This window comes from Undibacterium sp. Ji49W, from assembly GCF_049340205.1.
GTDB lineage: Bacteria > Pseudomonadota > Gammaproteobacteria > Burkholderiales > Burkholderiaceae_D > Undibacterium.
This window is the reverse complement of the sequence record NZ_JBMPOW010000002.1, coordinates 15,571-29,689: the sequence shown is the minus strand read 5'-3', so window position 1 is coordinate 29,689 and position 14,119 is coordinate 15,571. Positions and strand designations below refer to the sequence as shown.

Here is a 14,119-nt window from a genome sequence, read left to right as displayed (position 1 = left end):
CTTTGTGTTGAGAGGTCTTGAATTTAATGATTACTAAAAGAACCCCATCGCATTCGGGTTATAGCTCACCAGCAGGTTTTTAGTCTGCTGATAGTGATCCAGCATCATCTTGTGATTTTCGCGACCTATGCCGGATTGTTTATAACCACCAAATGCTGCATGGGCAGGGTAGAGGTGGTAGCAATTGGTCCAGACACGGCCAGCTTCGATGGCGCGGCCAACACGGAATGCGCGTGAACCGTCGCGTGTCCAAAGGCCAGAACCCAAGCCGTATAAAGTGTCGTTGGCAATAGACAGCGCTTCTTCTTCATCCTTGAACGTGGTCACCGATACTACAGGACCAAAGATTTCTTCCTGGAAGATGCGCATCTTGTTGTGGCCCTCGAAGATGGTTGGTTTGACGTAATAACCCTTGGCCAGATCGCCATCCAGCATATTTCTTTCGCCGCCCAGCAAGAGTTTCGCTCCTTCCTGTTTGCCTATGTCCAGATAGGACAAAATCTTTTCCAGTTGTTCCTGCGAAGCCTGTGCACCTATCATGGTTGTGCTGTCGAGCGGATTGCCTTGCTTGATGGCGGCGACGCGTTTGATGGCTCTTGCCATGAACTGATCATAGATGGATTCCTGTATCAGCACGCGTGAAGGGCAGGTGCAGACTTCCCCCTGGTTCAGCGCGAACATGGCAAAGCCTTCCAGGCATTTGTCGAAGAAGGCGTCGTCATGATCCATGACGTCGGCAAAGAAAATGTTCGGTGATTTGCCACCCAGTTCCAAGGTTACAGGGATGATATTCTGCGATGCATATTGCATGATCAGGCGGCCCGTGCCAGTTTCGCCGGTAAAGGCAATCTTGGCGATGCGTTTGCTGCTTGCCAATGGCTTGCCAGCTTCCAGGCCAAAGCCATTGACGATATTCAAGACGCCAGGCGGCAATAAATCCTTGATCAGATCAATCAGCACCATGATGGATGCCGGGGTTTGTTCTGCCGGTTTGAGGACGATGCAGTTGCCGGCAGCCAGTGCCGGTGCCATTTTCCATACCGCCATCAGGATAGGGAAATTCCAGGGAATGATCTGGCCGACCACGCCCAGTGGCTCGTGGAAATGATAGGCATAAGTCTGGTCGTCGATTTGTGCGACCGACCCTTCTTGTGCACGTATGCAGCCGGCGAAGTAGCGGAAGTGATCAATCGCCAGCGGGATATCCGCCGCCATCGTTTCGCGTATGGGTTTGCCGTTGTCTATGGTTTCAGCGGTTGCCAGCAGACTGAGATTGGCTTCCATACGGTCGGCAATTTTATTCAGTATGTTGGAGCGTTCAGCCAGCGAGGTTTTGCCCCAGGCTTTTTTTGCAGCGTGGGCGGCATCGAGTGCCAGTTCCACATCTTCTGCGGTGGAACGTGCGACTTCGCAAAAAGCCTGACCGATGACCGGGCTGATATTCTCGAAATATTCTCCCTTGACCGGGGCCACAAATTTGCCGCCGATAAAATTGTCGTAACGTTTGGCGAAAGGATTGCTGATACCGAGTTTGCTGATGTCTGCCATGTTCATGATGGTGGTCTCCGTTGTTTGTCAGATGGTGCGCAGTTGATGCAACACAGGGATAACAACGCAAACGGCGTGCCATGCTAAGAATGTTTTCTTGGCGGAAAAGTACAGCAGGTGCAGATGAGAGAGGGAGAAGTTACAGAGAGTAATTTACCGCTAATGCTGGTGATAGATTTACTGAGGGGAGAGGAATGACAAATCAAGGTGTCACATTATTTCGCAACACTGACCAGACTGTCACAATTTGGGACAGTCTGGTAAGCAAGCTTATTGCTTATTTATTGCTTATTTTTACTACTTACCCACGCAACTTCGCAAACGCCGCAGCCATCGCATTACCGGCAGGTGCCGGTGCCTGGGCTTGTGAACGGTGTTGATTGAGGCGCTTGGCATCATTACGGTCGCCACGCTGTTCAGGTTTGCTGCCTGCCACAGGTGCGGCGTCTGTCAGGCGCATGGTCAGGGCGATACGCTGGCGTTTGACATCGACTTCCAGCACTTTCACCTTGACCACCTGGCCAGCCTTGACGACCGTATGCGGGTCTTTGACGAAGGTGTTGGACAAGGCAGAGATATGTACCAGGCCATCCTGATGCACACCAATATCAACGAAAGCGCCAAAGGCGGCAACGTTGGTGACCACGCCTTCCAAAATCATGTCAGGGCGCAAGTCCTTGATTTCTTCCACGCCATCCTTGAAGGTGGCGGTAGTGAATTCTGGACGTGGGTCGCGGCCCGGTTTTTCCAGTTCGCCTATGATGTCAGTGATGGTCGGTACACCAAATTTTTCATCGGCGTATTTGGCAGGATTTAAAGATTTCAGCAAGCCAGAGTCGCCAATGACGCCCTTCACATCCTTCTTGATATCCGCCAGGATTTTTTCTACCAGTGGATAAGATTCAGGGTGGACTGCGGACGCATCCAGCGGGTTACTACCATTCATGATGCGCAGGAAACCGGCAGCCTGCTCAAAAGTCTTGTCACCCAGGCGCGGTACCGCACGCAGGTCAGAACGTGAATTGAACATGCCTTTGGCATCGCGGAAATTGACTATGCTTTGCGCCACACTGGACGACAGGCCGGACACACGTGCCAGCAAAGGTGCAGAAGCAGTATTCACATCGACACCAACCGCATTCACGCAATCTTCAACGACGGCATCGAGTGAACGCGCCAGTTGTGACTGGCTGACATCATGCTGATACTGACCCACACCGATGGACTTGGGATCAATCTTCACCAGCTCAGCCAGTGGATCTTGCAGGCGACGGGCAATCGATACCGCACCGCGTATGGACACATCCAGGTCAGGCAATTCTTTGGAAGCAAATTCAGAAGCAGAGTAGACCGATGCCCCAGCTTCAGAGACCACGATCTTGGTCAGCTTCAGTTCAGGCTTGAGCTTGATCAGATCGCCTGCCAGTTTGTCGGTTTCACGTGAGGCCGTGCCATTGCCGATGGAGATCAGCGAGACATTATGTTTGGCCGCCAGTTGCGCCAATACATGCAGCGAACCATCCCAGTCATTACGCGGTTGATGCGGGTAAATCGTCGCATACTCAACCACTTTGCCGGTTGCATCCACAATCGCCACCTTGACGCCGGTACGCAGACCAGGATCCAGACCCATGGTGGCGCGCGGGCCGGCAGGCGCGGCCAGCAACAGGGCTTTCAGGTTGCGGGCAAAGACATTGATGGCTTCAACTTCTGCAGTTTCGCGCAGCTTGCCCATCAATTCTGTATCCAGATGCATGAAGACCTTGACGCGCCAGGCCCAGCGCACGGTATCCACCAGCCATTTGTCGGCAGGGCGGTCTTTCTGGCTCACGCCAAAGCGGGCAGCGATGCGGCTTTCGCAGGGGTTCAGCGGCGCATCCCATTTTGGTTTTTCTTCTTCGCTGTCCAGACGCAGGCTAACTGTCAGCATTTCTTCACGGCGGCCACGGAACAGGGCCAGCGCACGGTGCGAAGGAATGGTGCCCAGGGTTTCTGAATAATCGAAATAATCAGCGAATTTTTCACCGGCTTCTTCTTTGCCGGCAACGACCTTGGATTCCACGATGCCGTGGTCATTCAGGTATTCACGCAGGGCTTGCAACAGAGTCGCGTCTTCGGCAAAGCGTTCCATCAGGATCTGGCGTGCGCCATCGAGTGCTGCTTTGGCATCCGGCACGCCGGGGTTGTCGCCATTGTCGGTCGTGAAGGCAGGTTTCAGATAGCTTGCTGCTTCGGTATCCGGATTCAGCATGGGGTCAGCCAGCAAGGCGTCGGCCAGTGGCAACAGGCCAGCTTCAACGGCGATTTGCGCTTTTGTGCGGCGCTTGGGTTTATACGGCAGGTACAAATCTTCCAGGCGAGTCTTGTCTTCGGCATGGGTGATGGCATCCAGCAGTACCGGTGTCATCTTGCCCTGTTCTTCTATCGAGGCGATGATGGCGGTGCGGCGGTCTTCCAGCTCGCGCAGGTAGCGCAGGCGCTCTTCCAGCAGGCGCAACTGGATGTCATCCAGGCCACCGGTCACTTCTTTACGGTAACGGGCGATAAACGGGACGGTCGCACCTTCGTCCAGCAAGGCAACAGCAGCGGCAACCTGAACCGGCTTGGCAGCCAGCTCTACGGCAAGTCTTTGTTCAATCGAAGGCAACATAAATCCAGAATCCAGACAATAAAAAAGCAATCAAGGCGCAGATGATACGCAATTTGCGACTTTGCGCCAGTCTTGACATGGGGGCAGACTAAGGTTAGAAGGTGTAAATTGTCAAAAAAATATTGCTTGAATTTGATGGGTGATACCTGCTGACCGTGCTTTATCCAGACATTACTGAGGGTTTGTAATAGCCCTGTTGACGTCCTTCTTGCTTACCAAGTTTTACAGGATTCTTCATTTAGTAATGATAAAGTTGCGCATATTGATATTTATTTTGCTACTTATCCTCAGGTTTTATGAAAAATTTTTCCATTTCCTCAGGCGCATTTCGCGTCCAATTGCTTGTGGCTGCGGCGTTGCTGCTGCCTGTTACTGCCGCATTCGCGATTGAAGACTGCGAGCTGAACAAGGAATCGGTCAATCCTGCGAATGGCAGCACGACAGCAGGCAAGACCGGCATCATGAAATGTGTGGACAGGAATAGCGGCAAACTGGTGCGCGAGCAGGAATTGCAGGCCGGTGTCTTCATGGGTGTCCGGCGCTATTACAAAGATGGTGTGTTGACGAAAGAATTTAACGTCAATGAACGCAGTAACATGCACGGCCGTTCGCGTGAATTTGCCCCTAATGGACAAGTGCTGCGTGACGAAACCTATGTGAATAGCAATGTGCGGGGGCTGGTGCGTGAATGGCATCCAAACGGCGCGGTAAAACGCATCGCCTTTATCGGTGAAAATCCAAATGAAAAAGCAGCTGTCAAATATACCTCAGACAAACAACTGAGCGACATTGAATGTGCCGATAAACCCTTGCTGGCACCGCATGCGAATGACGCTGCCTTGTGCGGTTTTAATGGCAAGCCATCGCAGGTACAGTTGTACGCCGAAAATGGCCGCTTGCGCAGCCAGTACGTTTTGCTGGCGGGTGTTCGCCAGCAATCCACCTATTTTCATGACAATGGCAAACCAGAGACGGTGGAGGAGTCAGGTAGCAAGCAGAAAACCCGCAAGCAATATTCTGACACGGGTATTTTACGCAAGGAGACAGTCTGGAACATGATAGAAAAAACTGCCGTTATCGAGCGCGAAGTTGACTATCACGAAAGTGGCGCAAAAGTACGTGAACAACTGTACGCCCTGACTGAAAAAGACGGCCGCCGCCAGAATCGTCTGGTATCTGACGCCAGCTTTTATCTGAATGGTCAACCCAGGCGCAGTGAGAAATTCTTGATCGAAGGCAAGAACGATATCAAGGAAGTGCGCAATTATTTTGATAATGGTCAGATGTCCAGCCAGGAACGTTATGTATCTGAAGGCCGTTATCTTGAACGCCCGGTCGGCATCCACCAGGGTTTTGCGCAAAACGGCAAGTTGGTGCGTGAATCGCATTATGATGAGCGTGGCCGCATACAGCGCGAGCGTAGCTGGGATGAAAATGGTAAACAATTGTCGGATGATCAGGTCTTTGAAGATGGGTCACGCAAGGCGTTTTCAAAATAAACTGCAAAGATAGATAGTCAGCCAAGCCGCGATTCATGACCATATTTAATCTCAACCGTTTGCGCGGCGGCGTTCAAATGCGCTGGTATGCAGCAGCGCTGATGAGCATCATGCTATGTTGTCTGTTATCTGCATGCAGCATGGCCGAACTGCAACGCGGACGGACACTGGTACAACTGAGTCAATTCCAGTTCCCTGATGGTGGCAAGGCGATTTACTATCAACTGGAAAAAAAGCCCTGGCGGCAACAGGATGGTGATGCGCCACTGGCGAATCTGATCTTTGTGATTTCCGGTTCGGATTGCGTCAGCATGGGTGAATTTTTGCCGCAATATTTTTCTGGACTGGAGGGCGAATCTGGCCGTACACGCATACTCATTCTGCACAAGCGGTATATTTTACCTGGCTCAAATGGCCAGGCATGTGGTGACGCGTTTGTGCGTGCCGATCATCCCTCGTGCTGGCAGGCAGATCAACTCGAATTCATGCGGGTGCAACTGGCCAATCTGAAACGACAGGGCATTACGCCAAAACGTGTGATTGTGTTGGGTGTGTCAGAAGGTGCGGAACTGGCACCGGTACTGGCGCAACAAATACAGGCGACGCATCTGGTGTTGCTGTCGCATTCAGGCAAGAATGCACTGGATGCTTACCGTGCACTGGCTACGCATTATCCAGCTATGCAACAGGGCTGGCAAACCTTGCAGACCGCTTTGCTGATAGTGCCGGCTGATCCGGATGCTACACGCATACATGGGCGCAGTTGGCGTTACTGGTCTGAAATTGCAGCCATTCCACAAACACAGAATTTGCTGCATGCAGGCATACCTGTCTTTCTGGCAGTGGGCGAAGCCGATCCTGTGATACCGCCCGGTGCGGTCGATGATTTGCAGCAAGCCTTCAAGCTGGCTGGCAGGCAAATTCATATCAGTCGCTTTCCCGGCGTGGGACATAGCCTGGGCGGCAAGGACGTGAATCGTCTGCCCGATTTCATGCATCAGGTCGATAATTGGCTGGCAGAAACAGATGTGCATCAAACTTCAATGCAGTAATACGTTTTTATAACGAGTTAATTACAACTCGTTACATAACTGTATTTTTGTAGCAGTTCTTTCAATGACAATATGGCAAAGCCTTACTATACTTATTGGCTGTGCTTGCGCCGTAGTATTTGTCGTGTCTTGAAGGAGGCGTTTTGCATGTCGTGCTTTTCCGTTTCTCCAAAAAAACATAATCATAACTATGCGCCTACTGACTGTCTCTTATACCCCTATTGTCGCGGCACTGTTGCTCGCCGGTTGCGTGACCACGCCAACCCATGACAGCAAAGTGGCTGCTTCACTTTCTGTCGCCAAGAACGGCCAGATCGATGAAGCGATCAAGCAAGTGGAAGCACAAACACAAGGCAATAACAAAGCGGATCTGTTGCTGAACCTGGAAAAAGGCGAGCTGATGCGCATAGGCAAGCGCTACAAGGACAGCCTGGATGCTTTCGATGTTGCCGACACCAAAGTGAAGGAATGGGAAGAAACAGCCAAGTCCTCGCCGCAGAAACTGATGGGCCAGATTGGTGCCACCATCATGGGTGATGCCAGCCGTGATTATGAAGGCCAGGACTATGAAAAAGTCATGCTGACCACACGCATGGCCATGAACCGCCTGAACCTGGGTGATCTGGATACAGCACGTGTCGATATCAAACGTACCCATGAACGCGAAGCCGTGATTGCTGAATTCCGCGCCAAGGAAACCGCAGAAGCCGAAAAAGAAGCCAAAGACAAAGGTGTCACTACGTCTGGCAAGGAACTCAATGGCTATCCGGTAGAAACCCTGAATGATCCTGAAGTTCTGAAACTCAAAAATGGCTACCAGAATGCACTCAGTCATTACATGGCTGGTTTTGTGTATGAAGCCCTCAATGAACCTGGCCTGGCCGCGCCTGGCTATCGCAAGGCGATAGAATTGCGTCCTGATTTGCCGGTGCTGGAAGATGGTCTCAAGGGCCTCGATCAACGCACCAGCTTCCGCCGCAAGAAAGGCGTGACGGATGTTCTGTTCATTATCGAAGCCGGTAATTCGCCAGCGCGCCAATCCAAGAAGATTGCTTTCCCGGTACCGACCGGCAGGGGGCTGGTGACGGTTTCCTTTGCTTTCCCGGTGATTTATCCCGATGCCAACGCCCCTGTGATTGACAGCGTGCGTATCGCCGGGCAGGTGTTGCCGACGGCGCTGGTCACTGACTTCAACGTCATGGCCCGCAAAGCCTTGAAAGACGAATTGCCAGGCATACAAATGCGTGCTGCGGTGCGTACCGTAACCAAGGCTCTGGTGCAGGATCAGGTCAATAAAAAATTCGGCGCGCTTGCCGGTCTGGCCGCCAACGTTGCTGTTGCTGCGACCGAAAGCCCGGCGGATGACCGCATGTGGCGCAGTCTGCCGGAACGCGTTTTTGTTGCGCGTGCCTTTATTGCACCTGGTGAATATGAAGTGAATTTTTCCAATCGTCCGGGTGACAGCATGAAACTGACGGTGGATGGTCGTTACATGGTCGTGCCAGTTCGCATGTATCAGGACAAGACCTATCTGGGTGACCAGGCAAAGTTTGGCAGCGTCACACCTGTGGCACAATTGCAGGCTGAACCGGAAGCCAAACCTGCTGAAACTGCAAAAGGCAAGTCCAAAACTGCAGCAAAGGCGAAACCGGCAGCCAAGGCGGCTACAGCAACCACCAGCAATTCCACCAGCAGTGCCAAATCCAATTGACATCCAATTGATAACCGAGGGTATATGAAACAGTTTTCCAAACAATTTGCAGCATGCACCGCTCTGGTTGCAGCCTGTTTTGCAGCACCAGTCATGGCTGATGATATTCCTAACGCCGTTTCCCCCGGCATTGCCGCCAAGCTGATCGTGCGCGGCACGCTGGAAGGTGTTCAGGTGACTGACTTGCGTTCACAACGCAAAAATGATGTCCTTGTAGTGCAGGCAGAGCTGGTCAATCAGATCGTCAAGGATGTCCGCGTGTATTACCGCTTCCGCTGGACAGATGCCGCAGGCATGCAGGTCGGTGATGGTGAAGTGTGGAAACCCTTGATGATACTGGGCAAGCAAAGCCAGTTCATCAAAGGTACAGCCTATGGTCCGCAAGCGACCGACTTCAAGATTGAGATGAGTGCAGAGCCACGCTAAGTGGATGCAGATTTTGCAGAGTTGAACCAGATAAAATTTATTTACGGAGTACCTATGAAAACCATTTCCTCACTGTCCAAATCCTGCGTCATGCTGGTTCTGGTATGTGCCTCACTCAGCGCCTGCCAGACAAAACTGTCTCAACCTACCGTTAGCCTGGCACGTCAGACCAGCTATGGCGATAACAAGGCAGTAGAAACCGTCACCAATGAATTCGGTTCCACCGACTTGCAGATGATTGCAGAAAAGATGGTCGGTTCCCTGCTGGAAGATCCGGTACTGGCAAATCGCCCGACCATGACACTGGCAGGTGTACGCAACAAGACCAGTGAATACATCGATACCAAATCCATCATGAACAGTATTCAGACTGCATTGGTGAAAAGCCGCAAGGTGAAATTCACCCGTAGTGCTGATGAAATGCAGCAAGGTGTTGATGAGTTGCAGCGTCAAAACCAAAGCGGTTTGTATAAAGCTCAGGGTAAGGCAAAGATCGGTAACATGACAGCCGCCAAGTATTCCCTCGAAGGTGAGATTGTTTCCATCGTCAAACAAAGTGCAAACACCAAAGACGTGTTCTACAAAATGACCTTGAAGTTGTATGACGTGGAAGATGGTTCCATCGAATGGCAAGACGAAAAAGAAATTCGTAAGACTTCCAAGCGTTAATTTCGTGCGTCATTCTGAAGCGCTATTCTCTTAAAGAGGCAATACGATGTTGAATTTGAAAAAATTGATGGCAGGCTTGTTCTGCTCTGTAGCAGCATTGTCTGCCAGTGCAGCTGAACAAAGAGTTACTATCCCAAAAATTGCGGTGACTGACCTGACGTATGAAGAAAAAGTCAGTGAATACTTCCGCGTTGTGTCTGCTTCCAGCAAGAGCAGTGTCAAGGGCAGCTATAGCGAACGTGAAACCGATCACAGCTATTCCCAGCGTGGTAATGTCAATGCCAAGAGCGAAAGCAATTACTACGAAGCGGAAGGTTTTTATACCTATATCGACCGTGGTGAATTGAAGACATATACCGCTGACCTGAAAGGTGCATTGATCAAGGGCGGTGGTGTGTCCCTGGTGCAGGCGCGTCCTTATGTTGGCAAGCCTATGGAAAAAATTTACGACATCATAGGCCGTATCAAGCAAGGCATGTATCCGGGTGCTGATTATGTCTTGTTTGGCACTGTCAGTAATATCCAGTTCCGCCAGGAAAGCAATCAGCTGCAATACGGTAATTCCATGACAGCCAGCCTGTCACTGGATCTGGTTGCTGATTTCAGCCTGATCAATACCAAGACCTATGAAGTCAAGGCTGCTTTCAGCGCCAGCGGTTCCGGTGTTGATACCAAAATCATCAGCCGCGCTGGTGACCGCGTTGTGTTCAGCCGTGGCAAGGTCATGCAAGAGACTTCCCGCAGCCTGGCTGACGCAGCCTATGATGAATTGTTAGTGCAGTTCGGCGCCCCGCGTGGTGCCAACCGTGGTCAGTATGGACGTGGGCAGAACGCTCAGCCTGTCGTGCCTGTACAAAACACTGAACCGGTGACTGTTTACAAGTAAGCTGCCGTTAGCAGAGCAGTAGCGACTCAGTAGCAGCGCAGTAGCAGCAACAACAAAAAGCCTGGTGTGTTCACCAGGCTTTTTGCATTCTGAAATACAGTATTGTTCTCAGGCGCGAAACGGTCAGGCTTCTGGATGTATATCAACTTTATACAAGCTCTTGCCGTCGATATCATGAATGGATACGGTCATTGCCCTGGTCTTTGCATCTATTTTGGCTATGCCAAAGAATTGTAGCAATTCTGCCGGTGAGCGGTTTTGTTTCATGCCCTGTGGCACGCTGACGTATTTCACGTCGGGGCCAAAGGTCTGATCGACTTCATTCGGGCCAAAGGTGCCGGCATTCAGTGGGCCACCGACAAATTCCCAAAAAGGTTTAAAGTCGGTGAACCTGGCTTTTTCCGGCGTGTAATAAGTCGCTGCTGCGTAATGAACGTCGGCAGTGACCCAGACCACATTCTTGATATTGTGTTGCTTGATGAATTTGAGTATCTCGGCAATTTCCAGTTCACGTCCCAGCGGTTTGCCATTGTCGCCATTGGCCCATGCTTCATATGTGCCTTTGGGTACATCCGGGTTCAGGTCAGGTACGACGATGGAAATCGGCATATCGCTGGCGATGACTTTCCAGGTTGAACGTGAACGCAACAATGCCTGTTTCAGCCATTGCAGTTGTGGCTTGCCAAGGAAGGCCGCATCCTCATTCAATTCGGTTTGCAGATTGGGCGAATTCTTGCCGCGATAGCTACGCTCATCCAGCATGAAGACTTCCAGCATGGGGCCGTAGCTGAACATGCGGTAAATGCGGTCCGGGTCATGCTGATTGATGCGATAGGGATTGTATTCAAACATCGCCCGGCGTGCATGGTCTGCCAGCGTGTTCAGGTCGCGCTGCTGGTAGCGTTTTTCTGCTTCACCTATCTGCTGGCCCGGATACCAGTTGTTGCGTACTTCATGATCATCCCACTGCACCAGGAAAGGCACTTCGGCAGCAAAGCGGCGTTTGTTGGCATCCATAAAGTTGTAGGCAAAATTGCCGCGATAATCTTCCAGGGTTTCGGCCACTTTGGACTTGGCTGGCGTCACCAGGTTGTTCCAGATACTGCCGTCGTCGAGAGTGACTTGTGCCTGTATGGCACCATCGGCATAAATCTGGTCGCCAGAGTGAATGAAAAAATCTGGTTTGAAACGGCGCATGCTTTCATAGATGCGATAACCACCGAATGCCTCATTGATGCCCCAGCCTTGGCCAGCTTCATCGCCAGAAAATGCAAAGCAGATATCACGTTGGGTGCCGCCCGGCAGCAGCAGGCTGCCGTTGACGGCTTCACTGATGGCAGAAGGATTTTGCGCATCCTGAAAACGCACGCGATAAAAAGTCGGCTGGCCAGTGCGCAAGCCACTGAGATCTACCCGGGCCGTGTAGTCTGTACCTGGCAGTGCCACCGGGCCTGTAATCCGATGTGCATTCTTGAACGCTTCGTTATTCGCATATTCAACCAGCATGCGGGCTGGCCTGTCCGTGCGACTCCAGATGATGGCCTTGTTGCCGGTGATGTCACCGCTCATGGCACCACATGGCATTTGTGGTCTGGCCTTGTCTGCCGTGATCAATGCAGGTGCTTGTCCTTGCTCCCATCCCTGCGCCTGCCCCATGCCAGGCAAGGCAGTGCCACCCAGCAGCGCGCCGGCACCGGCAGTCATGTGGCGCAGGAACTGGCGGCGCTGCGGTTTGTTGCGTGAAGTAAGATCGTCAGACATGGCTCTTCCAAAAAAGGGGCAATCAAGCCCCAGATTGTAAAGCGCTTGTATGACCAAAGCGTGTCAAAGCTATGTCAGCCACGGTGGATCGCTGTCTAATCGATTTTCCATACGTATTGCACCTTGGTCCAGCTTTGTTGTGCTACCCCATCGATAGTACCGGGTGTGAAGCGGCACAAGGACAATGCCTGGCTGGCAGCCCGGTCCAGATTGCGAAAGCCGCTGCTGCCTTCGGTTCTGGTATCCATCACACGACCATTGGTACCGATCAGCATGGCGAGCGTCACGGTTCCTTCTTCATTATTGCGTATGGAGCTGGCGGGATAGACAGGTTTTTCGCAGCGGCTCATGTCAACTACCGCCGCTACATGGACCGGCGCTTTCGCCTGCGCAGGTAAATCGCTTACGCCTGTGGTTCCGTTGCCGTTACCTGTACCTTCTTTTCCAAGAGTAACTGCCGGTCCATCGTTATCTGTCGTTTTTGGCGGCGGCGTATGAATCACAGGGCCATCAACAACAGGCGGATCAATGACAACAGATTTCAGCGGTGGTGGCTTGCTGGGTTCAATGACAGGATCATGCGTGACAGGTTTTTCCTGTTTGGGTTTTTCAAAATCCACGATCAGCGGATCAGCGTGCGGCAGCGCAATCTTGATTTTCATGTCGTTGAGCACAACTGCCAGCAAGACTACATGCAATGCCGCGACGGCACCCAGACGTGACAGACGCCTAATGTATTGATACCGGGAATGATGCCGGGATTGATGCAGGTTTTCTGTGAATTCCATATTTTTCTCCTGGTTTGGGCTCGGGCCAGTCATAAGGCGGTATTGCAAGCGGCTATTGCAAACCATGCTGGTGTAAATCTGGACCAACACGTGACAGCTTTTTCCTTTGTCGGGGAGGGAAAGAAAGCTTGCGTGCAATCCATATGCTTTAATATAGCAATATAAATTGCTATTTAAAAGCATTTAAATATAAATTTAAAAGAATTTATTCTGCTTTTATAGAGAGGAATGTTGTTTTTCTAGCGTGGGAAAATGGAATTGATGTATCGAATTAATAATTAAATCCGAACACTTGGGCTTGTTTAAGCACGTCCAAAGCGCAGCCACGGCAATAAGTCGCTTAAAAATTGACAGCGAATCCTGCTACAGCATCTTGAAAGGTGATATTGCTAGCAAAAAGCATTATCATTGCGTGTAAAGGGTAATCTGCCCTGCCGTACAGGAAAATAGTGTGAATATGCAAACGCAAAACCCTATCAAGGTATTACTGGCTGACGATCACCCTATTGTGATGACAGGTTTTGCCATGTCGCTCAGTAACTTGGGAATCAAGGTGCTGGGACAGGCCAGAACCCCGCAAGAAGCCTTTGATCAATATGCAGCCCTGCTGCCAGACGTGGTGGTACTGGACATACGCTTTGGTGCTGAGTTGACAGGGCTGGATGCTGCGCGTGACATCCTGGTGACATTCCCTGATGCAAAAATCATCTTTCTCAGCCAGTTCGATCAGGATGCGCTGATCAAGGAAGCCTATCGCCTGGGTGCCAGGGCCTTTGTCACCAAGGACTGTGACCCAGCGGATCTGGCCAGCGCTGTACAACGCGCGCACCAGGGCGAATTGTATTTCTTGCCGCAGATTGCTGAACGGCTGGCGAATCTGTCGGTGCGTGGTGATGAGTCACCGCAATCCCTGCTCAGCGAGCGAGATCTGGAAATTTTCAAATTGATGGCAGAAGGTCTGACCAATGCCGAAATTGCCGAACGTCTGGATCTGTCGCTGAAAACCATCAGCAATGTCAGCCAGGCCATCAAGGAAAAACTCGGTGTACACCGGCCCGCATACATCACCAAGCTGGCTGTCAAACATGGACTGATCGCCCCATGATGCTGCCACCGGCGACGGGCTGCT

Annotated in this window: 11 protein-coding genes; 7 read left to right on the top strand and 4 right to left on the bottom strand. The window is 51.5% G+C overall.

Translation table 11 applies throughout. The annotated features are described in order from the left end of the window. Nucleotides 1–33 precede the first annotated feature (33 nt). Both adh and ACO0LK_RS02520 read right to left on the bottom strand, forming a co-directional pair. The gene (gene adh, locus ACO0LK_RS02525) at nucleotides 34–1,554 is read right to left on the bottom strand and encodes an aldehyde dehydrogenase (protein WP_422971878.1); all 1,521 of its coding nucleotides are present in this window, start codon (nucleotides 1,552–1,554) and stop codon (nucleotides 34–36) included. A 295-nt stretch (nucleotides 1,555–1,849) separates the two neighbouring features. After that, entirely contained in the window at nucleotides 1,850–4,198 is a 2,349-nt protein-coding gene (locus ACO0LK_RS02520; RefSeq protein ID WP_422971876.1) for a Tex family protein, read from the bottom strand. 296 nt (nucleotides 4,199–4,494) lie between these two features. On the opposite strand from ACO0LK_RS02520, the gene ACO0LK_RS02515 reads away from it, so the two are divergent. The 6 genes from ACO0LK_RS02515 (at nucleotide 4,495) to ACO0LK_RS02490 (ending at nucleotide 10,441) form a co-directional block, all read left to right on the top strand. Then, nucleotides 4,495–5,697, top strand: coding sequence for a hypothetical protein (locus tag ACO0LK_RS02515; protein ID WP_422971874.1), 1,203 nt, complete (start codon nucleotides 4,495–4,497; stop codon nucleotides 5,695–5,697). 35 nt (nucleotides 5,698–5,732) lie between these two features. Further along, complete coding sequence (locus ACO0LK_RS02510; protein WP_422971872.1) at nucleotides 5,733–6,749, top strand: alpha/beta hydrolase family protein; 1,017 nt, start codon at nucleotides 5,733–5,735, stop codon at nucleotides 6,747–6,749. Nucleotides 6,750–6,939: 190 nt separating this feature from the next. Beyond that, a complete protein-coding gene (locus tag ACO0LK_RS02505; RefSeq protein ID WP_422971870.1) occupies nucleotides 6,940–8,460 on the top strand; it encodes a COG3014 family protein in 1,521 nt (506 codons plus the stop codon). Nucleotides 8,461–8,484: 24 nt separating this feature from the next. Further along, entirely contained in the window at nucleotides 8,485–8,886 is a 402-nt protein-coding gene (locus ACO0LK_RS02500; RefSeq protein ID WP_422971868.1) for a YcfL family protein, read from the top strand. A 54-nt stretch (nucleotides 8,887–8,940) separates the two neighbouring features. Next, nucleotides 8,941–9,555, top strand: a complete 615-nt coding sequence (lpoB, locus tag ACO0LK_RS02495; RefSeq protein WP_422971866.1) for a penicillin-binding protein activator LpoB — start codon at nucleotides 8,941–8,943, stop codon at nucleotides 9,553–9,555. 46 nt (nucleotides 9,556–9,601) lie between these two features. Beyond that, entirely contained in the window at nucleotides 9,602–10,441 is an 840-nt protein-coding gene (locus ACO0LK_RS02490) for a hypothetical protein (protein ID WP_422971865.1), read from the top strand. A 123-nt stretch (nucleotides 10,442–10,564) separates the two neighbouring features. On the opposite strand, the gene ACO0LK_RS02485 is transcribed toward ACO0LK_RS02490, so the two are convergent. After that, nucleotides 10,565–12,202, bottom strand: a complete 1,638-nt coding sequence (locus ACO0LK_RS02485) for an alkaline phosphatase D family protein (RefSeq protein ID WP_422971863.1) — start codon at nucleotides 12,200–12,202, stop codon at nucleotides 10,565–10,567. Between the two features lie 95 nt (nucleotides 12,203–12,297). Beyond that, nucleotides 12,298–12,990, bottom strand: coding sequence for an energy transducer TonB (locus ACO0LK_RS02480; RefSeq protein ID WP_422971861.1), 693 nt, complete (start codon nucleotides 12,988–12,990; stop codon nucleotides 12,298–12,300). A 457-nt stretch (nucleotides 12,991–13,447) separates the two neighbouring features. Here ACO0LK_RS02480 and ACO0LK_RS02475 point away from each other — a divergent pair, with 457 nt between their 5' ends. Further along, a complete protein-coding gene (locus ACO0LK_RS02475; protein WP_422972441.1) occupies nucleotides 13,448–14,095 on the top strand; it encodes a response regulator in 648 nt (215 codons plus the stop codon). The last annotated feature ends 24 nt before the right edge of the window (nucleotides 14,096–14,119 follow it).